At 72.2% G+C, this 22,581-nt stretch carries 17 protein-coding genes; 9 read left to right on the top strand and 8 right to left on the bottom strand.

Annotated features, from left to right (window positions below; all coding sequences use genetic code 11):
- Positions 1 to 71: 71 nt before the first annotated feature.
- Positions 72 to 782, top strand: a complete 711-nt coding sequence (locus ACFYY2_RS30275; RefSeq protein ID WP_388748887.1) for a DUF2470 domain-containing protein — start codon at positions 72 to 74, stop codon at positions 780 to 782.
- A gap of 86 nt (positions 783 to 868) precedes the next feature.
- On the opposite strand, the gene ACFYY2_RS30270 is transcribed toward ACFYY2_RS30275, so the two are convergent.
- The 3 genes from ACFYY2_RS30270 to ACFYY2_RS30260 form a co-directional block, all read right to left on the bottom strand.
- A complete protein-coding gene (locus ACFYY2_RS30270) occupies positions 869 to 2,152 on the bottom strand; it encodes a YeeE/YedE family protein (RefSeq protein WP_388748885.1) in 1,284 nt (427 codons plus the stop codon).
- Positions 2,153 to 2,601: 449 nt separating this feature from the next.
- Positions 2,602 to 3,144, bottom strand: coding sequence for a transglycosylase SLT domain-containing protein (locus ACFYY2_RS30265; RefSeq protein ID WP_388748957.1), 543 nt, complete (start codon positions 3,142 to 3,144; stop codon positions 2,602 to 2,604).
- A 438-nt stretch (positions 3,145 to 3,582) separates the two neighbouring features.
- Complete coding sequence (locus tag ACFYY2_RS30260; RefSeq protein ID WP_388748883.1) at positions 3,583 to 4,605, bottom strand: helix-turn-helix domain-containing protein; 1,023 nt, start codon at positions 4,603 to 4,605, stop codon at positions 3,583 to 3,585.
- A 234-nt stretch (positions 4,606 to 4,839) separates the two neighbouring features.
- Here ACFYY2_RS30260 and ACFYY2_RS30255 point away from each other — a divergent pair, with 234 nt between their 5' ends.
- The 6 genes from ACFYY2_RS30255 to ACFYY2_RS30230 all read left to right on the top strand — a co-directional run bounded on the left by ACFYY2_RS30255 (position 4,840) and on the right by ACFYY2_RS30230 (position 12,100).
- Positions 4,840 to 5,259 (top strand): hypothetical protein, encoded by a 420-nt coding sequence (locus ACFYY2_RS30255; RefSeq protein ID WP_388748881.1) that lies wholly within the window; start codon positions 4,840 to 4,842, stop codon positions 5,257 to 5,259.
- A 50-nt stretch (positions 5,260 to 5,309) separates the two neighbouring features.
- Complete coding sequence (locus ACFYY2_RS30250; protein ID WP_388748879.1) at positions 5,310 to 6,050, top strand: D-Ala-D-Ala carboxypeptidase family metallohydrolase; 741 nt, start codon at positions 5,310 to 5,312, stop codon at positions 6,048 to 6,050.
- Between the two features lie 154 nt (positions 6,051 to 6,204).
- Positions 6,205 to 7,773 (top strand): N-acetylmuramoyl-L-alanine amidase, encoded by a 1,569-nt coding sequence (locus tag ACFYY2_RS30245; protein ID WP_388748877.1) that lies wholly within the window; start codon positions 6,205 to 6,207, stop codon positions 7,771 to 7,773.
- A gap of 588 nt (positions 7,774 to 8,361) precedes the next feature.
- A complete protein-coding gene (locus ACFYY2_RS30240; protein ID WP_388748875.1) occupies positions 8,362 to 9,774 on the top strand; it encodes a family 2B encapsulin nanocompartment shell protein in 1,413 nt (470 codons plus the stop codon).
- Between the two features lie 113 nt (positions 9,775 to 9,887).
- A complete protein-coding gene (locus ACFYY2_RS30235) occupies positions 9,888 to 11,192 on the top strand; it encodes a family 2 encapsulin nanocompartment cargo protein terpene cyclase (protein ID WP_388748872.1) in 1,305 nt (434 codons plus the stop codon).
- A gap of 17 nt (positions 11,193 to 11,209) precedes the next feature.
- The gene (locus tag ACFYY2_RS30230; protein ID WP_388748870.1) at positions 11,210 to 12,100 is read left to right on the top strand and encodes a geranyl diphosphate 2-C-methyltransferase; all 891 of its coding nucleotides are present in this window, start codon (positions 11,210 to 11,212) and stop codon (positions 12,098 to 12,100) included.
- 103 nt (positions 12,101 to 12,203) lie between these two features.
- Here ACFYY2_RS30230 and ACFYY2_RS30225 read toward each other — a convergent pair whose 3' ends face one another.
- The gene (locus ACFYY2_RS30225; protein ID WP_388748868.1) at positions 12,204 to 14,468 is read right to left on the bottom strand and encodes a serine/threonine-protein kinase; all 2,265 of its coding nucleotides are present in this window, start codon (positions 14,466 to 14,468) and stop codon (positions 12,204 to 12,206) included.
- A gap of 319 nt (positions 14,469 to 14,787) precedes the next feature.
- Here ACFYY2_RS30225 and ACFYY2_RS30220 point away from each other — a divergent pair, with 319 nt between their 5' ends.
- Together ACFYY2_RS30220 and ACFYY2_RS30215 are read left to right on the top strand one after the other, a co-directional pair.
- The gene (locus ACFYY2_RS30220; RefSeq protein WP_388748866.1) at positions 14,788 to 15,177 is read left to right on the top strand and encodes an FKBP-type peptidyl-prolyl cis-trans isomerase; all 390 of its coding nucleotides are present in this window, start codon (positions 14,788 to 14,790) and stop codon (positions 15,175 to 15,177) included.
- Between the two features lie 60 nt (positions 15,178 to 15,237).
- A complete protein-coding gene (locus tag ACFYY2_RS30215) occupies positions 15,238 to 15,678 on the top strand; it encodes a hypothetical protein (protein WP_388748864.1) in 441 nt (146 codons plus the stop codon).
- A 356-nt stretch (positions 15,679 to 16,034) separates the two neighbouring features.
- Here ACFYY2_RS30215 and ACFYY2_RS30210 read toward each other — a convergent pair whose 3' ends face one another.
- From ACFYY2_RS30210 to ACFYY2_RS30195, 4 genes are all read right to left on the bottom strand, one after another.
- On the bottom strand, positions 16,035 to 16,316 hold the full coding sequence (locus tag ACFYY2_RS30210) for a hypothetical protein (protein WP_388748862.1): 282 nt from the start codon (positions 16,314 to 16,316) through the stop codon (positions 16,035 to 16,037).
- Between the two features lie 383 nt (positions 16,317 to 16,699).
- On the bottom strand, positions 16,700 to 17,383 hold the full coding sequence (locus ACFYY2_RS30205; protein ID WP_388748860.1) for a 2OG-Fe(II) oxygenase: 684 nt from the start codon (positions 17,381 to 17,383) through the stop codon (positions 16,700 to 16,702).
- A 76-nt stretch (positions 17,384 to 17,459) separates the two neighbouring features.
- A complete protein-coding gene (locus ACFYY2_RS30200; protein WP_388748858.1) occupies positions 17,460 to 19,160 on the bottom strand; it encodes a B12-binding domain-containing radical SAM protein in 1,701 nt (566 codons plus the stop codon).
- 155 nt (positions 19,161 to 19,315) lie between these two features.
- Positions 19,316 to 22,453, bottom strand: coding sequence for an AAA family ATPase (locus ACFYY2_RS30195; RefSeq protein WP_388748856.1), 3,138 nt, complete (start codon positions 22,451 to 22,453; stop codon positions 19,316 to 19,318).
- Positions 22,454 to 22,581: the final 128 nt, after the last annotated feature.

Genomic DNA, 22,581 nt, shown 5'->3' with positions numbered 1-22,581 from the left:
GATGGATTAGGTTAGGCTTACCTAAGTACACGCCATGGAGTGCCCCCGCTCGCCCCCTCTGGAGAATCTGGATGCGTCCTTTCCCGTCACGCGTCACGCAGCCGGCCCCCGCCGAACGCGTACTGGCGATCCTGACCTCAGCGCACTCGATGACGGTGGTGAGCGACGGGCTCGATCCCGTCGAGGTGCACCGCCTCGACGGCACGAGCGCGATGGGGCACATCCACCTGCACGAACCCGCCGGAGCCGGCCCCCACGCGGGACCCGGCGGGCGGATCCCGGTCCGTCTGGAGTTCACCGACGTCGCCCCCATCCCCGTACGCGACCGCATGCGCGCCCGTGTCACCGTGACCGGACTGCTGTCGGCCCCGTACAGGGGTGACACCCCGGAGAGCACGTGCATGGAGTTCGGCCAGGCCGTACTCGAGGACCACCGGGGCCGGTCCTTCGTCACACTGGACGAACTGCAGGCCACGGAACCGGACCCGGTCTCCGGCAGCGAGGCGGCGATGCTGACCCACCTCGTCGACGACCACGGCGAACTCGTCGCCCTGCTGCTGCACCTCGCGCAGCCCCGGCCCGCGAAGGGCGTGACGCGCGCGCTCCCGCTGGCACTGGACCGCTACGGCGTCACGCTGCGCCTGGAGTACCCGGGCACCCACCGCGATGTACGCCTGCCGTTCGCGAAGGCGGTGACGCGGATCGACCAGGCCGGCCCGCAGATCCACGCCCTGCTCGCCGCGGCCCGCCGCGCCTCCCACCCCAACCGGCTGCTCACCTGACCGGGAGGCCTGCGCCTGCGGCCCGCCGGCGCCCGCCGCACCGGGACGGGGCAAGGCCCCGAACCGGTGCGGCGGGGCAGGGCACTTCAGCAGACCCCGTCGCCGGGCTTCGGATTGCCCAGGCCGAACAGCGGGCGCAGCTTGAGCCCGAGCCAGGTCCCCGCCAGGGCGAACAATCCCCACATCCATCCACTCAGACTGCCCGAGGCGATACCGGCCAGATAGGCACCGATGTTGCAGCCTCCGGCAAGCCTCGCTCCGATGCCCATCAGCACACCACCGAGCGCCGACGCGACGGCGGTGCGCCAGGGGATGCCGCGGTGCAGGGCCCAGGTCCCGCCGAGGGCCGCGGCCATCCCCGCACCGATCATGATGCCGATGTCGGTGAGGCTGTTCTTGTCGGCGAGCACCGGGCCCGCCAGCGCGTCCGCGTTTCCGGGCTGCTTCCACCACGCCCAGTTCTCCGGGTGACCGCCGAGAGCACCCACGAGTTCCGAACCCCACAGGCTGAAGGCGCTCGTGATCCCCCACGCCCCGCCTGACACCAGCAGTACGCCCGCACCGAGCAGGGCCAGCGCCAGAGCACCCGCGGCCAGGGGCCAGGATCCCCTGATCGCGCGGACGGCCGCGGTGCGCGCCGACGGCACGGCCCCCAGCGGCGGCGGGTTGCGCCGGGCCTGGACGAGCCGCGTAGCCAGAACCACCAGCAGCAGCGCGGCGATGGTGACGGCCCAGGACCCGAACCAGCCGATGTGGTCCGACAGGATTACCGGCTCCCAGGCGGGCAGGTCCTTCCACAGGTCGAACTGCCATGCGGCCAGGGTGGCGCCGCCGATGAATCCGCCGAGTGTCAGCAGCACCGAGGTCTGGCCGGAGCCGACGGCGAACAACGTGCCGGAGGCGCAGGCACCGCCGAGTTGCATCCCGACCGCGAACAGGACCGATCCGACGGCGAGGCCGGCTCCGATCGGCCCGGCCGACGGCGCCGGCTGCGCGCCGAAGAGTCCGGTGCTCGTGCCGATGATCAGGGCGAAGAGGGTGGCGGTGGTGCCGAGGAGCAGCGTGTGGGCGCGGAGGCCCGCTCCGTTGCCGACCGCGATGAACTGCCGCCAGGCGGAGGTGAAACCGAACCTGGAGTGGAAGAGGGCCACCCCGAGTCCGAGCCCCAGCAGGAGGAGCACGCCCGGCTTCGCGCCGTGCACGGACCAGACGTAGGCGGTGAGTGCCGTGGCGAGCAGCCCGGACACGACGAGGGGCGTCCTGCGCACCGGGGGCAGGCCCGGTGCCTGCGGCCGCGGCGAAGAGGTGGGGGAAGGGACGAGGAGGGCGGGCAGCGCGCGGGGAGTCGCGGCGGGGGGCGCGGTGGTCACGGCAGGTCTCCGGAGTGTGGGGACGTCGGACGGGGCACTGGGGCCGGGTCGCGCTCGACACGGGCCGGGCGCGGACTCCGCCGCGTCAGAGTCCGTCGTCGACACACCACGCCGAATGCGCGAAGAGCGCGAGGCACAGTGACGGAGCCGCTGCAGACATGCGTGCGAATATACGGACGCGGTTGCTCCGGATGCCGTGGCGTCTCGCGATGCGGAAGCCGCGCGGCACGCGCGCACCGGCGCCCGGCGCTCGCGGCGCAGGGCGTGTCACCCGCCGGTGCGCGCCGCCGCACCGCCGGTCGCCCAGCGTGGGTGTTCGGGGTGCTGCGCGGGGACCGTCACACGCGGAAACGGCCACGCCCCCTCAGGGAGCGTGGCCGTGAAGTGCTGACCGCCGGTGCTGCGCTGACTGCTATGACTGCTGTGACTGCTGTGACTGCTGTGACTGCTCAGTAGGCGGAGTCGACGTTGTCGATCGAGCCGTACTTGTCGGCGGCGTAGTTGGCGGCCGCGGTGATGTTGGCGACCGGGTCGGTCAGGTCCCGCTTGGTGCCGTCGACGTGGTACGCGTCGAAGGTGGGCCTGATCACCTGCAGCAGGCCCATGGACGGCGTGCCGTTCTGCGCGTTGACGTCCCAGCCGTTCGACGCCTCGGGGTCACCGCCGGACTCACGCATGATGTTGCGGTGCAGGCCCTCGTAGCTGCCCGGGATCCCCTCCGCCTTCATGATCTTAAGGGCCTTGTGGATCCAACGGTCCAGCTTGTCCGGGTCGGTGGCCTTCGTGGAGGCCTTCTCCGCTACGGCGTGTGCCTGCGCGGCCACTCCGGCCGCAGCCGGGGCGGACACACTGTGCGAGACCGGCTCGGAGGCCTGCGCGGGGGACGGGACGAGGGTCACGGCCGCTGCTGCGGCTCCGGCGGCGCACAGCCCGGCAACCGAGAACTTTCGGATGCGGACGGCAGAGGTCGGGGTCTGAGCGGACGTACGGATAGAACACTCTCCTTGCGAAGACGACAGGGGGACCAGGGGGCCTGCGGATCGGGCGGCGCGCCCATGTGGAACATGTGGAACACGCGGGGCTGCTCGACCGGTCCGGAGCGTCGGCGCCCTGGCCTCGCTCCATGGTTAGCGGCACAGCCGCGGGGTGGCAATGACCGGTATTACTACCTGCCTACGTAGCCCCGGGCGCCGCGACGCGGGCCCGGGCGCGCGAGCACGGCGCGGGATACCCTCCTACCCGGCCTCGTATGTGATCCGGGCCCTATGTCCTGACTCACAGACGGCGCCCCCTGCGAGCGGCCCCCAGGCGCCCGGGGGTGAGCCCCACCGCCGCACGCGCGGTGCGGGAAGCGGAGCCGGAAGCGGCGCGGTGCGGGCCGCACGGCGGTGGGAGGGTTCGCCGGGGGCGGGGCTACGGCGGCGCGCTTCTCACCGCGCCCCCTGCGCCGACGAGAAGCCCTGGAGAGGGTCCCTCGGGTTGCTGGTCAGCATCGTCGCTCCCAGCAGGGTCAGCGTGTGGACGACGGTGTTGCCGTCGCGGTGACTGGTGATGAGCCCGGCGTCACGCAGGGCCGTGGTGTGATGCGTCGCTGTGGCGGGAGAGACTCCGGCCCGCCGGGCGGCTTCGGTGGTGGTCGCCCCGGCGGCCGCGGCCTGCAGAACCTCGGCTCTGGCCCGTCCCAGCAGCACCTGCAGGGACGACGGACCCGCGCTCCTGGCCGGTCCGGTGGGCACCTCGTGGTGCAGGGAGTAGATGAGGACGGGGGGTAACCCCGGATCCGCGAGCGAGATCGGCCCCTTCCAGCAGAAGTACGACGGAATGAGCAGCAGCCCGCGGCCTTCGAGCCGGATGTCGTTCTCGGTCGGGTACGGGCGGACCTCGAGGCGCGGGTGCTTCCACCGTACGGCCGGGCCGATCCCCTCCAGCAGGCCTTCCGTCCCCCCGTCGAGCAGATGGCGGGCCAGCCGGATCCGCTCGGTGTGCAGGCTTTCGTGCACCCAGTGCTCATGGGGGGCGATGACGGCCCGGTGATAGGCGCGCAGGATGTCCACCAGCTCGCCGCGCGCCTCCCGCTCCGTCAGCCGGCCCAGCCGGGTGGGCACCCGCACGACCCGTGCGAGCGCGGCGAGTTCGGCAGCGACCTGGTCCGACGGCGTGGCGAGGATCGCCTCCAGTCCGGCTTCCAGTCCCGCCGTTCCCTCCAGCGGGGTCAGGAAGTCGGGAAAGTAGGCAGCGCGCGGGAAGAGGGGCAGCAGGACCCTGCGCACAGCGCTCTCCAGCCCCGCCTCCCTGAGCCGTTCGCGCGCGGGGCGGTACCAGTGCGCGTACGCCCAGCGGCCCGAAGGGGTCTGGAAGCGGTGCAGGCTGGAAGCGATCTCCCACAGAGGATGCGGTGCCGCCGCGACCCGGGTCCTGGCCAGGTCCTCGGCCGAGAAGTGGAAGCGAAGCACTGCATCACCCTTTCCACCTGCGTCATTTCATCTCGTTCGAATGAGCATGACAGCCCGGGGCGCAGGCCGGAGCATGAACTCGCTTCGTCGCACCGGTCCCCGCCGCACCACACGCCGCTCGGGCCTCTTTCCGCTGCTCCCGTCCGACCCCGAACCGAGAAGCAGTCCGACAGCGCGCCACCGCGGCCGGGCCCCTGCCTCCGTCCTGCCCCGCACGCGAACAGGAGAGTTCACATGACCCGAACCCGGAGAACCGTCACCGTGCTCGCCGCCGCGACCGCCCTCCTGGCCGGCGGCGCCACGGCACCCGCCCTCGCACAGTCCACAGCGGCCGCGGCCTCCTGCTACGACGGTGCGAAGTCGCTCACCTACCGGTACTCCGCCGCGGCCGTGGAGTTCGGCACCTACACCGCGAGCTCGCGGTGCACCGACATCAACATCAAGCTCAACACGTCGACGCCGGGGGTCTACCTGGACGCCTGTGTCGTCTTCGTCGACCACACCTCGCTGTGCAACCACGGCAACACCTACTCGACCTTCGGACCCCAGTGGGCCACCGTCGCCACCGACGTGAAGGACGGCACCCGCTTCAAGCTGCGCGTGCACGCCTACGACACCGACGCGCAGGTCGTGCCGTTCCAGCTCGCGTACTGACGCCGCCCCCCTCACGCACCCCACTCCCCCACACCACAAGGAGCGCCCCCATGACCTCTACCCCGAACCGCCGCACGATCCTGCGCGGCACCTTCGTCGCCACCGTGGGTGCCTTCGCGGGCCCGCTGCTCCTGTCGGGCACCGCACACGCCTACAACTGGACGCGCACCATGAACCAGGGTGCGAGCGGCGCCGACGTGACGGAACTGCAGATCCGTGTCGCCGGGTGGGCCGCGGACTCGGCCTCGCACTCCCGGGTGAGCGTCGACGGTGACTTCGGCGCGGGAACGGCCGCGGCGGTGCGCAGATTCCAGGCGGCCTACGGCCTGTCCGTCGACGGCAGCGCGGGGCCCGCCACCCAGGCCCAGCTCAACGCCCTGGAGCAGTCCGACGGTTCGACGGCGCACTTCAACTGGAGTGAGTTCACCGACCGTTCGAGCGGCACCTTCAACGGCGGCAAGGTGAGTGCGGCCACCACGCGGGAGAACGCCCGCCGCGCCATGTACAAGTTGGAGGCACTGCGCAAGAAGCTCGGCAACACCGCCATCACGGTCAACTCGGGTTTCCGCAGCATCGCCCACAACGCCGAGATCGGCGGGGCGAGCGACAGCATGCACCTGTACGGGACCGCGGCCGACCTGAGCGTGCCCGGCGTCAGCAACCGCACGGTGTACCAGAAGGCGGAGACCTGCGGGTTCTCCGGCCTGGAGCGGTACACCGTCGATCACCAGCACGTGGACAGCCGTGCCGACCTCGGCAGGGCCTGGTGGTGGGAGAGCGGCACCATCTGAGACGCGACGGCCCGCCCCCGGCCGACCCGCGCCGATCCGTCCCGGGACCCGGAACACGTTCCCGGACGGCACCCGAAACGACCGGCCACGCCACCGCACAGCCGGGCTCCGCCACCGCGCGCCCGGAGTCACCCTTCCTCCCGGAGGCACACCGATGTACCGCAGACCGCCGCGCACATCCCTGCGACGCGCCACCCTGTCCGTCCTGGGCACCCTGGCCGTCCTGGCCACCGCTGTACAGCCCGCGGGCGCCACGGCGCGCACCGGGAGCACCGCGGCCCCGGATCCCGTCGGCCGTGCCTTCACCGAGGCGGCCGCGGAGTACGGCGTCCCGCGCGACCTCCTGGTCGCCCTCGGGTACGGAGAGACGCACCTCGACGGTCACGCCGGTCTGCCGAGCCAGGCCGGCGGCTACGGGGTGATGCACCTGGTGAGCAACCCTGACCGGCACACACTGGAGCTGGCGTCCCGGCTCACCGGCGAAGCACCGGCCGCCCTGCGGGAGAACACCGCGGCGAACATCCGCGGCGGAGCGGCCGTACTGCGCTCCTACGCCGACGAGGCCGGCCTCGACCGGACCGAGCGGCGCGACGCCGACGCCTGGTACCCCCTGGTGGCGCGGTACGGCGGCGCACCGGACCCCTCCGGCGCTCGCCTCTACGCGGACACGGTCTACACCCTCCTGTCCGGGGGCGTGAAGGCCCGCACTCCCGACGGCGAGGAACTGACCGTCCGTGCCCGCCCCGTCGCACCCGAGCGCGGTCCGTACGAGAACGCCGCGGTGGCGACGGCGCAGAGCCCCGACTACCCGCCGGCCCTGTGGGTCGCGGCCAGCCCGGCGAACTACGCGGTCGGCCGGACGGCTTCCATCAGCAAGGTCGTGGTGCACGTCACCCAGGGCTCGTACGCCGGGACGCTCAGCTGGTTCCAGAATCCCTCGGCGCAGGTCAGCGCCCACTACGTCGTACGCTCCTCGGACGGCCAGATCACCCAGACGGTGCGCGACAAGGACACCGCCTGGCACGCCCGTTCGGGCAACGCGTCCGGCATCGGCATCGAGCACGAGGGGTACGTCGACAATCCGAGCTGGTTCACGGACTCGATGTACCGCTCCTCCGCGGCGCTCACCGCCTACCTGTGCAACCGGTACGGCATACCCAAGGACCGGGCCCACGTCGTCGGCCACTCCGAAGTACCGGGCAACGACCACACCGATCCGGGGCCGAACTGGAACTGGACGTACTACATGCAACTGGTGGGCGGCAGCACGGGAGGCGGCGGCGTCCAGCTGACCTTCCCGTCCTACGACACCCTGCGCGCCGGTTCGTCGGGGGCCCAGGTGTCCGCCGTGCAGTCGCTCCTCAACCAGCAGGGATTCGACGCGGGCACGGTGGACGGCAGCTTCGGCACGAAGACCACGACGGCCGTCACGTCCTTCCAGCGCGCACGCGGGCTCACTGCGGACGGGGTCGTGGGCGCACGCAGCTGGACGGCGCTCCTCTCGGCGGGCACCACACCGGCGCTCAGCCAGGGCAGCACCGGCGCCGCGGTCCAGCGTCTGCAGAGGGCGCTCACAGCCGCCCTCGGGCGCACCGTCTCGGCGGACGGGGACTTCGGCTCGGGAACCCAGCAGGCGGTCCGTGACTACCAGGGCAGCCGTGCGCTGAGCGTCGACGGCGCGGTCGGCCCCGCCACCTGGACGGCTCTGCAGGCAGGGCGCTGAACTGCGGTGAACGGCCCGGCGGCCACAGGCCGGCCGGGCACTGAGCGACGGGGAACGGCGGGCGGCCACGGGCCGTCCGCCGTTCCCCGTTTACCCCTTCCCGTCACGCCGCGACCGGTCTCGGCGTGACACCGCCCGTGAGCCGGGCACTTTCCCGGCAGATCCCGGCCCTTGCCTGCCGGAGGGTGTCGTGATGTGAACGCCGTGCGGTGGCGTCAGCCGCGACACGTGCGGACGGTGGCTCCGGTGGACGGTGGTCCCGTGCGCCCCGGCACCCGGAAAAGCCCTGGGCGTAAGGCACTTCCGTGCCCCGCCCCACGGCTCCCGCGCCGCCGCTGCCGGGCCTGCGGCTCGTCCGGAACCGTCTCCGGGCACGGCCGAAACACGTCGGCAGCCCGACAAACATCGCACGGGCGCGATCATCGCATCGAGTTAATGTCGGCGGCTTTCCTTGGTCCGGGGGGCGAGACCGCCCGTAGTGTTCCAAGCGATCTGGACGGGTTCCCGTCCGCATACCCCCTTTCCCTCCTGATGCCCGATGACGTCCTCATACGCGCTTCACCGCCCCGACCAAGGAGAGCGTGCCCGATGACTGTTGACTCGACCCCGGAAGCGGGACTGGACGTGCCCCGGCAGTCCAGTCTGGGCACGGCCGCTGCCCGGAATCTCGCCCACACGACCAAGTCCGCACCGCAGATGCAGGAGATCACCTCCCGCTGGCTGCTCCGCATGCTCCCCTGGGTGGAGACCCAGGGCGGGGCCTACCGGGTGAACCGGCGCCTGACCTACACCGTCGGCGACGGGAGCATCGACTTCGTCCAGGACGGTGCCGACGTCCGGGTGATCCCCCGCGAACTCGGCGAACTCGCCCTGCTGCGCGGCTTCGACGACGAGGAGGTGCTGACCGCTCTCGCCGACAGGTGCGTGCAGCGCGACTTCGGCGTGGGCGAGACCCTCGTCGAGCGGGGCGCCCCCGCCGACAAGCTCCATCTGATCGCACACGGCCGCATCAGCCGGGCCGCGGCCGGCCAGTACGGCGACGAGGTGGCTCTGGACGTGCTCGCCGACGGCGACCGGTTCGGCGACGACGCCCTGCTGGACGAGGACGCCAGGTGGGAGCACTCCGCCACCGCCGAGACCTCGGGCACACTGCTCACCCTGTCCCGCTCCGACTTCGCGTCGGTGCTGTCCGCCGCACCGAGTCTGCGGGCCCACCTCGACGAGTTCTCCGCGCTCTCCCGTCAGCGGCAGAACCATCGCGGCGAGGCGGAGATCGCGATGTCGGCCGGCCACCGGGGCGAGCACGAACTGCCCGGCGCCTTCGTCGACTACGAACTGAAACCGCGCGAGTACGAGCTCTCGGTCGCCCAGACCATCCTGCGGATCCACACCCGGGTCTCCGATCTCTACAACGGCCCGATGGACCAGACGAAGGAGCAACTCAGGCTCACCGTCGAGGCGCTGCGCGAGCGCCAGGAGCACGAGCTCGTCAACAACAGGGAGTTCGGCCTGCTCCACAACGCCGACTTCAAGCAGCGCATCCAGCCGCACGCCGGTCCGCCGACGCCGGACGACATGGACGAACTGCTCTGCCGGCGGCGCGGCACCAAGTTCTTCCTCGCGCACCCCCGGACGATCGCGGCGATCGGGCGCGGCTTCAACTCGTACGGGATCTATCCGGACCACGTCGACCTCGGCGGCCAGCGGGTTCCCGCCTGGCGCGGGGTACCGATCCTCCCCTGCAACAAGATCCCCGTCACGCCGGAGAAGACCAGCTCGATCCTCGCGATGCGTACCGGTGAGGAGAACCAGGGCGTCATCGGTCTGCACCAGACCGGGCTGCCCGACGAGTACGAACCGGGGCTGTCGGTCCGCTTCATGGGGCTCGACGAGAGGGCGATCACGTCCTACCTCGTCAGTACCTACTACTCCGCCGCCATCCTCGTGCCGGACGCGGTCGGCGTGCTGGAGAACGTCCAGATCGCCCACTGGCCCAGGTAGCGGTCCCGGCCCCGGAGGGCCTGGCGCGACCCCCCGACCCGCTCGGGGCGGTCGCCCATGCCCCGGAGGGCTCCGGAACCGCCGTCCACCCCACCAAGGCCGAGGAGTCATGGATGCCCGAGCCCGAGCTGCCACCGCCACGATCGAGCCTGCCGGAGTCCGCGTCCCGCTTCGGGGAGCACTTGCTCGCCTCCGTCGCGGCCCACGCGCGCGACATCGGAGCCGCCGCCGGCGGCCTGCCCGGCGTGCCTTCCCCACCCACCCCGTCCACGATGTCCATCCCCTCTCCACCCCCCGTCGCCGCACCCGCGGCCGAGGTGCCGGGCGCCACGCTGAGCCGGGTCCTGCGGGGCCCCAGCGGCCTGGGTACGGCGGGCCTGCGCCTGACCCTGCGGGAGGAGGCGCCGGTGCTGCCGGCCCCGTCCACGGGCGCGGCGGAGGGCACGCCGGTCCCGGGGCTCTACTACCACCCGGTGCCCGAACCCGATCCGGCGCGCGTCGAGGAGGTGAGCCGACGGATCAAGGCCTGGGCCCTGGACGAGGTCAGCCTGTATCCGGACGACTGGGAGGAGGAGTTCGACGGCTTCTCCGTGGGGCGCTACATGGTCGGCTGCCATCCGGACGCCCCCACCGTCGACCACCTCATGCTCGCCACCCGTCTGATGGTGGCCGAGAACGCCGTGGACGACTGCTACTGCGAGGACCACGGCGGGTCGCCCGTCGGCCTGGGCGAACGCCTTCTGCTGGCGCACACCGCCCTGGACCCGCTGTACACGACGGAGGAGTACCGGCCGCCGTGGGCGAAGTCGCTCCACGCGGACGCGCCCCGGCGGGCCTACCGCTCCGCCATGGAGTACTTCGTCGAAGCCGCGAGTCCGTCGCAGGCGGACCGGCTCCGGCACGACATGGCCCGGCTGCACATGGGGTACCTGGCCGAAGCGGCCTGGGCCCAGCTGGACCACGTCCCGGAGGTGTGGGAGTACCTGGCGATGCGCCAGTTCAACAACTTCCGCCCCTGCCCGACCATCACGGACACCGTCGGCGGCTACGAACTGCCGGCGGACCTGCACGCCCAGGCCGCCATGCAGAAGGTCATCGCTCTTGCGGGAAACGCGACGACCATCGTGAACGACCTGTACTCGTACACCAAGGAGCTCGACGCTCCGGGTCAGCACCTGAACCTGCCCGTCGTGATCGCCGAGCGCGAGGGCCTCTCCGACCAGGACGCCTATCTGAAGTCCGTCGAGGTCCACAACGACCTCATGCGCGCCTTCGAGAGCGAGGCTTCCGCCCTGGCCGAGGCATGCCCCGCCCCGCACGTCCAGCGCTTCCTACGGGGCGTCGCCGCGTGGGTCGACGGCAACCACCACTGGCATCAGTCCAACACCTATCGCTACAGCCTGCCCGACTTCTGGTAAGAGAAATGGACTCAACCGTGACCAGCACCGAACTCACCGCCACCGCCACCTCCTCCACGTCCCTGCGCATCCCCCGCCCGGCGACGCCCTACCAGGGGGACATCGCCCGCTACTGGGACGGGGAGGCCAGGCCCGTCAACCTGCGGCTCGGCGATGTGGACGGCCTCTACCACCACCACTACGGCATCGGTGAGGTCGACCACGCGGCCCTCGGCGACAGCGGGGACAGCGCGAGCGAGAAGAAGCTGATCGCCGAGCTGCACCGGCTGGAGTCGGCACAGGCCGAATTCCTTCTCGGGCACCTCGGTGACATCGGGCGGGACGACACCCTGGTGGACGCCGGCTGCGGCCGGGGCGGCTCGATGGTGATGGCGCACCAGCGCTTCGGATGCGACGTGGAGGGCGTGACGCTGTCGGCCAAGCAGGCCGACTTCGCCAACACACGGGCACGCGATCTCGGCGTCCAGGACCACGTCCGCGCCCGCGTCTGCAACATGCTCGCCACGCCGTTCGAGACCGGGTCGGCCGCCGCGTCGTGGAACAACGAGTCGAGCATGTACGTCGATCTGGACGACCTCTTCGCCGAACACTCCCGCATGCTCAAGGTCGGCGGCCGCTACGTGACCATCACCGGCTGCTGGAACCCGCGGTACGGCCAGCCCTCCAAGTGGGTCTCCCAGATCAACGCGCACTTCGAGTGCAACATCCACTCGCGCCGTGAGTACATGCGCGCCATGGCCGACAACCGGCTCGTCCCGCAGGCCGTCATCGACCTCACCCCGGACACCCTGCCCTACTGGGAGTTGCGCGCCACGTCGTCCCTGGTCACCGGGATCGAGGACGCGTTCATCAACTCCTACAGGGACGGGTCCTTCCAGTACCTGCTCATCGCGGCGGACCGGGTCTGACCGGCCGCTGACGGGGGCCCGTCCGTGCGGAGCGGGCCCCGTCGGGGGGAGGGCCCGCAGGCGTGCGGGCCCTCCCCCCGACCGTGTCGTCGCCGTACTCCGCTCAGCCGGATTCCGGTGGCTTCCGGGCGTCGAAGGCGAAGACGGTGTTCCGGGCCGCGGCCACGATCACCGCACGCCCGGCGACGGTCACGCGCGAGCTCGCGCCCTCCTCGCCCGACAGACCGTCGGCCTGCGGGTCCGTCGACCACAGGCGCCTGCCGTCGGACGGTGACAGTGCGACCACCCGTCCGGTGGCAGAGCTGAAATACAGCGCGTCCGCTCCGGCGGCCGGACCCGACGCACCCTCCACACCCGTCTGCCGCGACCACTTCTTCCGGCCCGTAGCGGGGTCGAGCGCGGTGACGAGGCCGGTATGCCCGCTCACGTAGACGGTCCCGGCCGCCATGCCGGGCGCCCCCGCGTACGTCTTGGCCAGGCGTGCGTACGCCACCTTCCGTGAGGCCACGTCGACCCGCACCACCCCGTCGTAGCCGACCGACGCCGGTCCCTCCATGCGCACCTGAAGGAGTACGAGGCTGCCGTCGGCCGTGCCCACCGGCACGGCGGGACCGTCGACCGCGAGGGGCCTGCCCAGTGCCCCCGTGGAGCGGTCGAGGGTGTGCAGGGTGGGACGACGCACCTCGGAGGCGTCCATCTCCGCGTCCCTCGCGCACATCGCCAGGAGCCGCGGGCCCGACGGGACGGGAGCACAGCGTGTGTCCGCGGGGAACGGCGTCGTCCAGGCGATCTCACCGCTGTGCGCGTCCCGGGCCTCGAAGCGGGAGTTGGAACCGTCGACGGTCACGACGGCGGAGCCGAGCAGGACGGCGTCCCGGGACCGGCCCGTGACGGCCGTCGACTGGGCGCCGGTGGGCACGGACCACAGCTCACGGCCGTCGTTCGCGTCCAGGGCCACCACCTCACCGAAAGGATCCTGCGGGGCGTCCTCGGCGGCGAAGCGATAGCCGAGCACCGTGTCGCCGGTGGCACCCACCAGGTGCATGCCCTGGACGGGAACACCCGGGCTCTTCGCCGTCCACACCCGCGAGCCGTCATGGGCTCTCATACGGGTCGCGACGACGCCCCCGCCTCCGCAGAACAGCGCGTCACCGCGGGCGACGCACCGCAGTTCGTCAGGGATGTCCTCCTGGCCCCCGGGCACCGTCGTACGCCACGGCTCGAAGCCGTCCGGAAGCACGGCGCCGGCCGCCGCGGCGCTCTCGCCCTTGCCGCCGCCGTTCCCGCCGAAGCCGCCCGTCTGCATGGCGGCGACTCCCCCGCCGATCGCCGCCACCGCGACCGCGGCGGCGAGCACAGGACGCCAGCGGCGGCGCAGGCGGCGGCCGAAGGGGCCGGCGGTCCCGGTGTCCGTGCCGCCGGTACCTGTGCCACCGGTTCCTTCGTTCCCGGTGGCCTGCGCGGCCGGCTCCGGGGTGGCATGCGTCGCGAGGTGATGCTCGGTGATCACGTCGCGGGTACGACCGCACAGGCCCTCCCCGGACGGACCGGCTCCACCGAGATCGGCAGGCAGGTCCCGCAGCAGCACGAGGAGTTCGTCCGCCGAAGGGCGCCGCTCGGGTTCCTTGTCCAGGCACGACTCGACGACCGCGCGCAGAGCCGCCGGCACCGCGCCCAGTGACGGCTCCTCGTGCACGACCTGGTACGCCGTCATATAGGGGCTGTCCGCGTCGAAGGGCCCGTGACCGGTCGCCGAATACACCAGCAGCGTGCCCAGCGAGAAGACGTCGGACCGCGGCCCCACACCACGCGGTGCCTGCAGCTGTTCGGGCGACATGAAGGGCGGCGTGCCGATGACCCGCCCCGTCATGGTCAGCGTCTGCTGGTCCGCCGCGCGCGAGATGCCGAAGTCGATGACGCGTGGGCCCTCGGGCGAGAGCACGACGTTCGAGGGCTTGAGGTCGCGGTGGACGACCCCGGCCCGGTGGATGTCGCGCAGCGCCTCGGCCAGCCCGATCGCGAGTCTCCTCAACTCGGCACCGTTCAGGGGCCCCTTCACGGCGATGCGCTGGGCGAGCGTGTCCCCCTCGATGTAGGTGGTGGCCATCCACGGCTGCTCGGCCTCGGGAGCGGCATCGACCACGGCAGCGGTGAACGCGCCGCTCACCCGCCTCGCCGCCGCCACCTCCTGCCGGAAGCGGATGCGGAACTCGTCGTCCCCGGCGAACTGCTGGTGGATCAGCTTGATCGCGACGGGCCGTCCCGAACTCGTACGGGCCAGGAAGACCGTGCCCATGCCGCCCGAACCCAGCCGCGCCTCGAGCGGATAGCCTCCGATCTCGGCTGGATCGCCTCCGCGCAGCGACACTCTTCCCGACCTCCCCTGCCTCGTGGACCCCTGTGGCTACGCGCCTGCGTATCCGTCCGTCCTGCACCCAAACTAGTCGCAGGGCAGCACGACGGATCGAAGCGGGTGACGAACAGGGGCCGAGGGGCGGTTCCCACGGCCGACGGGGAGACCTGGCGACGGCGCTGCAGGACGGCGCGACCAGGCGCGCGCGGCCGCTGGACACGACTGCGCCGCGTAGCAACGGCATTGCCGTAGCGTGGACGCCTGCCGCACGGAAGGTCCGTCCGGCGGGCCGGCCCCGTGGCGGGAGATTCCGGTGGCGAGCGAGGGGACCGTGATGAGCGAACCGACGAAGCCCGAGGTCGAGGTTCCCCCGGTTGACGCGCCCACCGAGTTGACGATCCGGGACCTCGTGATCGGCGACGGGCCCGAGGCGCAGCCCGGCAGGGTCGTCCGGGTTCACTACGTGGGGGTCACGTTCGCGTCCGGAAGGGAGTTCGACTCCTCCTGGGAGCGGGACCAGCCGTTCAAGTTCGCCGTGGGCGGCGGCAAGGCGATCAAGGGCTGGGACCGTGGAGTGCGGGGGATGAGGCCCGGCGGCCGGCGCGAGATCATCGTTCCTCCGCGTCTCGCCTACGGGAAGCAGTCACCCTCTTCGCTGATCCCCGCGAACTCGACGCTGATCTTCGTCGTGGACCTGCTGACGGTCGTGGGCGGGCCCGCCTGAGCGGGGACCGGTCGCGGCCCTGGTGCCCGGAACGGCGGCCGGGCAGGCTAGTTTGCTCGGATGAGTCTCCTTGATGATGTGGCAGAGCGCGACGGCTGGCGATGCTGGGTGTGCGACGAAGCGGTCGACCCCGAGGAGTCGGTGAACGACCCGCGGGGGCCGAGCGTCGACAGCCGGACCGCCGACCGGAAGGCCAAGGTCGCCGAGCGGCTCGCGCACCGCGCCTGCAACACCCGCAAGGGTGCGGTCAAGGTGGTCATCCCCTGGCCGGACCACCTGTACGTGGTTGAACCGGCACCGCTGATCACTGTTGCCGGGAGGCTGGAGCGCAAGGGGGGCCGCGAGATGGTGGGCCGTTGTCCGACCCGGCGGGACGCCGAGGAGACCGCGGACTGGCTGGTGGACCGGTTCTCCCGGCTGGTACCGGAGTTGCGGCTGACCGCCGGCGTCGAGCCGGGCGGCGGCCAGTTCCTTGTCATCCTCGCCGCAGGCCGCCGCTGACCGGGGGCCGAGGACCGGGCGAAGGCATCGGCCCACCGGCGTCGCCCACGCCCCTGCTCGCTGATCTCGGCGCGGCGCACTGCGAGCAGCATCGCGTGCCGGAATCGCCCCGAAGCGGTCTCGGCATCTGTTCGGAGGACGCTCCGGAGTGAACTCCGGACTCGCTGCGGCAGTGCGCCGTGCGAGCCCGGTGCCGGCCCCGGGTGAGGAAGGTCGGCTTTCCATCACTGCCGGACACGGCCACTGTTCGAGACCTCCGATCCCGCACAGAACCGGCCTGCTGAAGAGGCCCGTGAGATGACCCGGCTCCGGGCGACGCGCCATTCAGCCTTCCCCACCCCGGGGGCACATCGTGCTCACACGTAGCGCCTCCACCACAGTGCATAGATACCCTTCGGCTCGTACGCGCAGTAGAAGTACTCGTCCCCGTTTCCGTAGTAGTTTCCGTAGTGCTCCAGATTCTTCTTCTTCGCCTCGGAGTCGCAGGCCGACTTGGTCGAGAAATCCTGATACTGGTAGAGGTTCTGAATTCCGGCGGGAGAGGCCGACGCAGAGACGGACCCCGCCGCAACGCCGGTCAGCGAGGTGCCGAACAGCAGGACAGAGATACCAAAACGCTTCGCGCGAGTACCGAGCAACGTACTTCCTTCATTCGACGCCGGAGCGCAAACTGCGAATCACGCAATGCACACGACGCATATCATTGACTCGTCAAGCTAATCAGCTTGCCTGACTGGCTGTCAACTACGCATAAAGGAAGTCCCTTTACCGCGTCAGCCGCCCTTCGAACTGCGAGGAACCAGCCATTCGGCGCGCGCAGCAGGGCATGCGCCGGAATCGGCGAGCGCGGTGGGCAGCACGACGAAGGAGGGGGCTCGCATTGCTTCTCACGTTATCCACGTGTGGATGGCGTGTTGGGTTCAGGCCGGGCCGTTTGAGCCGAGGGAATCCGATGAGAGCGGTGGGACCGGCCGCATCCGTTCTGGCCGCCCGGGAGTGCGCGTGGCAGGCGGCGGATCGGTCAACGCACCGCCGGCCGGCGGAGGAAGAAGCCCGCGACGGACGCCCGCAGCCGGTCCCCCGCGTGCGGCTCGACCTTCTTGATCATGTGAGGGACACCGGACCGGATGACCACCAGGCGGTTGGGCAGCGGGGCGACGTACTGGCCGGGGCTGCGGGTCAGGTGGGCGTGGCGGCGCTCGGGGTCCAGGTCCTCCGACGGGGCGGGGCTGACCAGGAGTTCCGCTCCCCAGGAGGGCTGCCACTCGGGGTGTGCGTAGTAGACGTACGAAGCGGCCCGGTTCCCGGAGTCGTCGTGCCAGGCCAGTCCGCTGCCCTGGGGGTAGAGGAAGGGCCGGCTGGTGAAGGCGTGCCAGTCCTCGCCGAATCGGCCTGTCCAGGGCAGGAGTTCCGGCCGCGCCTCCTCGATCTGCTTCACCACGGAGTCGGTCGCGCCCCCCGTCGGGTGGTTCGCGTGGTCGGGGAAGCGTCCGGTGAAGTGACCGTCCGGGTCGTTGATGGTGCCCGGGCCGCTGAGCGGGCTGCCGTCCAGCAGTCCGTACACCTTGTTCCACGCGCCGTCGCGGCGGGCGTGGACGAAGTGGAACTCCTCGTCGCGAAGCCGGTGCCACAGAAAGGCCGCCGCGTCGGGGGCGAGGAAGTCGTCGAAGACGGCGAAATCGGTTGTGTGGTGCGTCAGTTGCACGATGCCTCCGGTGGACGCGGGTTCGGTAGAGGTGGCGCGGTGTCATGTGGGTTCGTGCCCGGGGGCAGGCGGCCCGTCACTCGGCCACCGAGGGCGCCAGCGGCCCGGCGCCGACGGTGGCGGGTGCCGCCGCGGCCTCCTGGAACAGGCGTTGTGCCATCCGGATCCCGAGCTCGTCGCCGTCGGCGAGCACCCGTCGCGCCATCCCCGCAGCCTCTGTGGGACGGCCGTTGGCCAGATGCCAGGTGGCCACGTTCAGCGGGCGCAGCCACGAGGGCATGCGTGCTTCCTTCACCGGACCCTCGTCGATGAAGCCGACGTTCGGGCAGTCGGCGAAGCGGTCCGCGAGGTAGGCGGCCAGTTCGCGCGGTGGCATGGGTTCGCAGTACACGAGCGGGGTGAGCAGTTCGGCGGGCGGGACCACACGCGTGGCGTCCACCGGTGCGGGAGCGCCCGCCCGTCCGGCGGCTTCGGTCGCGGCGACCGGGCCGTACGCCCGGTACAGATGCCGGAGTGGGAGCGGTGAGCGGGCGAGAGGGGTGTGCGGATACACGCGGAGCCCGCAGGAGTAGGCCACGGACACCCCCCGGTCGGCCAGCCGGCGGATGTGGCCGATCGCGTTCTCCAGGGTCGCGGCCGACTCGCCCGGCTGCCCGAACAGCACGCCCACCTGTACCTGCATCCACGGCGGCCGGCGGCGCAGCAGGAGTCCGAAGGTGTCCTCGATGTCGCGCAGCCGGTAGTTCTTGTGGTGGCCGCGCAGCATGCGGTCGTCGAAGGCGTCGACGGAGAAGCTGGGGCGGACGCAGTGGGACCGGGTCAGGGCGTCCATCAGGTCGGCGGAGAACGGTTTGACGTTGAAGTAGCCGTGCCAGCTGATCGTCTCGCCGTACCGGCTCTCCGCCAGCGCCCGGCACACGTCGCTCAGCGCGCGCTCGTAGGGCAGGTTCACTTCCGGGGCGGCCAGGTGGAAGTGAGTGAGTCCGTACCGTTCCACGTAGTGGGTGGCCTCGGCGGCGACGGCCGCCGCGGGGCGTGCGTCCACCCGCCCCATGTTGACGGGGTCGATGCAGTACGAGCAGCGCAACGGGCAGCCCGCGTGGGAGCGCAGTGCGGTGGGGATGCCCCGCGCCTTGGAGAAGAGCACGTACTCCGGGGCGATCTCCGGCAGTGCCGTCGACGGCCGGGACAGTACGTCGTTCCGGGACCGCGGTCCGGTGTGGACGGTGCCGTCGGCGGTACGGACCAGGCCGCCCGGAAGCGCGGCGACGGCTTCGGCGGTGAGGCGCCGCAGGTGGCGGGGGTCGCCGTGCACCAGCGTCCGCAGCAGAGAGGTGAATCCGGCCTCCGCGGGTCCGGTGAGGCCGAAGTCGAGGCCGAGCCGGTCCATCACCTCGACGGGGCACGAGGTGAAGGCGGCGCCGCCGGCCACGACGGGCAGGTGGGGGTTCCAGGCGCGGAGCACGGCGGTGAGACCGGCGATGGGCTCCAGGTAGTCGACGACGTCGATCCAGCGCCCGTCGGGGCCGGGCAGCGGGTCGCAGGCGACCACCGCGTTGTCGATGTTGCGCACGGACATCGCGACCAGGTCGGGCCGGGTGCGGTCCAGGACGTCCAGGAGGCGCGCGTGGGGGTCGAGGGACTCGAGGAACGGGTTGCACACGGTGGTCTCGACGGGCAGCGCGGCGTCCGCCACGGCGGCGCGGATGACCTCCAGCCCGTAAGGACTGACGGGCAGCACCTGGTGGGGGTTTGCGTACAGCAGGAGAACGCGCACGGCGGCTGCTTTCTGGAGGTACGTGGTCAGGGGCGGGTTCGGCGGTACGGGCAGGCGGGGCCCTGGTGCTCTCGGCCTCGTGTTCCTCGGGGCTCAGGTGCTCCTCGGCCTCGGGTCCCTCGGGCCCCGGTGTGGCCGTCGGCTCCGAGGGCCGGTCAACGCTTCGGCCCGGGAAGCCGTATGCCGCGGTCCTGCTTGTGGTCGACCGAGTGCCGCAGGGCGTCCAGGGCCCGCCGGGCGACGGGCCCCGGCGCGATGCGACGGGCGAGGTGGGCGGCGCACAGCAGCGGGCTGATCAACGCACCGCTGCCGCGTACCCGTGCGAGGTGGTCGAGGACGGCGTCCAGGTACCGGGCCGCGGTGAGCGGGTCGTCCGCCGACAGGGACCGGGCGGCGCGGGCCTGGAGGACGACGGCGTGTTCGGCCCATGCCCGGGCCGGCCCCGCCGTCGGCTCGGTGAGATCCGGCCCGGGATCGTCCCTGAGGGGCTCCCCGCCGACCGCCGCGGATCCATGGCCGACCGCCGGGGGCCCTCCGCCGATGATCAGCGCCGACTCGGCCTGCAGCCGCGCCAGATGAGCCTGCTGGGCCATGCCCAGCGCGTCGCACCGCTCGCCCTGGAGTGCGGACCACCGGGCCGCCGCCGCCCAGTCGCCGGACCGGGCGGCCAGGACCGCGCGCGAGCCGGTGATCGTGGCGACCCCGGTGCTCTGTCCGAGCTCGCGCAGCGCCTCCTCGGCCTGGTCGATGGCGGCGTCCGCGCCTGCGGCGTCACCGGCCATGTGCCGTACCAGGGCCAGCGGTACGGCGACGGCGGCGGACAGCAGACGCGAACCGGCGACTTCGCGGTGCAGACGCTCGCAGTCCGCCAGCGCCGCCGGGACCGGTGTGTCCCCGTTGACCAGGGCCATCGCGAGGTTCGCGTAGATCTCCGTACGGCCCAGGCACTGAGGTGCGGCCTCGGCCGCCCCCAGCGCCGCGCGCAGTTGGTGCTCGGCGGCGGGGTGGTCGCCCGAACGCAGCGCCTGCAGACCGGCGTACAGGTGCGCCCCGGCTCTCGCCTCGGGGTCGTCGGCAGCGGCCGCGGCGAGGTGACGCGGGTCGTCCGACGCGTCGGGGGCGGCGCCGTTGACGTAGGTGCCGGCGTACAGGGCGTTCAGCCGGGCGTGGATGCCCGCTGCCGGGGGGACGCTGCCGGGGTCGGCCTCCAGGACGCGTCGGACGCGTTCCAGCGCGTCCGAGGGCATGCCCCGGCTGCCGAGCGCGTAGGCCTCCAGGACGTCCGCGTCCCAGACGTCGGGGCTGTCCGGAGGGGTCAGACGCCGGGCCCGCCCGGTGAGGCCGAGCACGAGTTCGGGGCGGCCCCTGGAGAGCGCGAACCGGGCGGCCGCGGCGAGCGCGCGTACGGTGGCGGCTGCCGCTGCGGTGGTCCGCTCCGAGCCCGGCTCCACCCCTCGCAGCGCGGTGTGCACGGATTCCCAGTGCCCTGCGAGGAGTTCGGCGACGGCGGGGCGTCTCAGCGCGACGGGCTCCACGGCCTGCGCGAGACGGGTGTGGACGGCGGCGGTCTCGGCGAGCGTCATGCGCCGCACCGCGACTTCGGCGACCACCGGATAGGCCGGCGCCAGCCGGCCCCGGCGCGCTTCCGCCCTGGCCAGCAGGCCCGCCTCGTCAAGAGCCGCCGCCGCCGTGGCGACCTGGGCGTGGGGCATCAGCGTGCCCAGGTCCTCCAGGGTGAGGTCGCGCCCGGCGGCGGACAACAGCGTCAGCAACTCGCGTGATTGCGGGGTGAGCCGGTCCAGCCGGGCACCGAGAGCGGCGTGCGCGCTGGGCGGGACCCAGTCGTCGTCCTCCTGCCCGAAACTGCGGAGGGCCACCATCTGCTCGATGTAGAGCGGATTGCCGCCGGCCCGCTCGGCGATCTGCGCGGCGGCCCCCGCCGCACGCGCACCGGCGGCGGACAACTCGGCGGCGGATACGGCCGTCCGTTGCTGACGCTCCGCCATCAGCCGCTCCGCGAGCCGCTGGGCGTCCTGCGCGGACAGCGGCGGCACGGTCAGCCGGTGCGCGGTGTGCCCGTCCGGCGCGGGCGGAGTGGTGACACCGACCACGACGACGGCGGTCCGAGGGGCACCGGCCGCGCACAGCTCGTCGAGTACGTCGGTGAGGACATCCGGTATCCACTCCGCGCGCTCGATGATCAGCACCAGCGGGCGCGGGCCCCGGAAGAGTGCCAGCGCGCGGCCGAGAGCGCGGGCGAGCTCGCCGCGGTCCTGCATCACGGCGCGCTCGGCCCGGCTGGACAGCCCGGTGACGTGAGCGGTGATCTCGACGCGGGCCCTCTGCGCCTCGGCGGCCTGCTCCAGCCCTTCCTGGAGGAGGTAGCAGGCCAGCAGGCCGAGCCCGGATCCCGGGGACGGGCAGGACAGCAGAGCCGTGGCATGGCCGGGGCAGCGGTCGAGCGCCTCGGCGACCAGCCGGCTCTTTCCCACGCCGGACGCACCGTCCACGGCGATCAGCCGGGGTGCCGGCGACGCCAGGGCCTCCGAGACGGCGTCGGCGAGTTCGCCGACGAGCGTGTCCCGGCCGAGCAGCGGACTGTCCCCCGGGCGGGGCGCGGCGACGGCGGTTCCGAGCACCCAGGCGGGCACCGCCTGCTCGAACCCCTTGGCCGCGACGGGCTCCAGTGCGTGGAGCGGCACGTCGTCGGGGAGTTGGAGACGGGTGGCGAGATCGACGATCACACCGTCGTCGGGTGCGTACTGCTGCAGTCTCGCCGCCCGGTTGAGCACCGACCCGATGACGAAACTCGAGGTGCGGGCGCTGACGGCGACGTGCCCGGAGGCGACGGCGGCACGTACGGGGAAGTCTCCCGTGAGGAGTTCGCCCAGCTCCGCCGCGTACGTGCGGGTGCCTCGGACGATGGCGGCCGCGGCTGCCACCGCGGCGGCAGCGGCGGCCTCGCCGTGCCCGTCCATGCCGAAGGCGGCGACCACGGCGTCGCCGATGAACTTCTCCACCTTGCCGCCGTGTTCCTCCACCAGGGCGCCGACCCGGGTGAAGTAGCCGTCCAGCACCGCGGCCCAGCGGTCGGGTTCCAGCGTGGTCGCCAGGTTCGTGGAGCCCACGACGTCGCAGAACACGACGGAGACGAAGCGCAGGCCGCCCGGCGGTGGGCCGGGCCGGGTCAGTTCGGTGCCGCAGGCCATGCAGAAGCGGGCCGCTGGGGGATGGCGCAGGCCGCAGTCCGAGCACGCACGCGTGGACTCGGCCGGGCGGTCGGGACCGCTCATGCTCTCCTGCCTGTTCGCTCAAGGGGACGACCGGATGGTGCGCGACGCTGCTCCGCCGCGCACCACCCGGTCCCGCACCGGAGTGGTGCGAGGCCCGCCGGCGGCGTGAGGCCGCCGGGGGGCCGGTT

The organism is Streptomyces sp. NPDC001822 (genome assembly GCF_042892135.1).
In the GTDB taxonomy this organism is placed as follows: Bacteria; Actinomycetota; Actinomycetes; order Streptomycetales; family Streptomycetaceae; genus Streptomyces.
Note: the sequence above shows the minus strand (reverse complement) of the source record. Positions and strands in the feature narration are given on the sequence as shown.

What these genes read in the sequence shown, in the direction of transcription:
- ACFYY2_RS30275 (WP_388748887.1), top strand. Translation starts at nt 72, where the DNA reads ATGCGTCCTTTCCCGTCACGCGTCACGCAGCCGGCCCCCGCCGAACGC.
- ACFYY2_RS30255 (WP_388748881.1), top strand. Translation starts at nt 4,840, where the DNA reads ATGACCCGAACCCGGAGAACCGTCACCGTGCTCGCCGCCGCGACCGCC.
- ACFYY2_RS30250 (WP_388748879.1), top strand. Translation starts at nt 5,310, where the DNA reads ATGACCTCTACCCCGAACCGCCGCACGATCCTGCGCGGCACCTTCGTC.
- ACFYY2_RS30245 (WP_388748877.1), top strand. Translation starts at nt 6,205, where the DNA reads ATGTACCGCAGACCGCCGCGCACATCCCTGCGACGCGCCACCCTGTCC.
- ACFYY2_RS30240 (WP_388748875.1), top strand. Translation starts at nt 8,362, where the DNA reads ATGACTGTTGACTCGACCCCGGAAGCGGGACTGGACGTGCCCCGGCAG.
- ACFYY2_RS30235 (WP_388748872.1), top strand. Translation starts at nt 9,888, where the DNA reads ATGCCCGAGCCCGAGCTGCCACCGCCACGATCGAGCCTGCCGGAGTCC.
- ACFYY2_RS30220 (WP_388748866.1), top strand. Translation starts at nt 14,788, where the DNA reads ATGAGCGAACCGACGAAGCCCGAGGTCGAGGTTCCCCCGGTTGACGCG.
- ACFYY2_RS30215 (WP_388748864.1), top strand. Translation starts at nt 15,238, where the DNA reads ATGAGTCTCCTTGATGATGTGGCAGAGCGCGACGGCTGGCGATGCTGG.
- ACFYY2_RS30195 (WP_388748856.1), bottom strand. Translation starts at nt 22,453, where the DNA reads ATGAGCGGTCCCGACCGCCCGGCCGAGTCCACGCGTGCGTGCTCGGAC.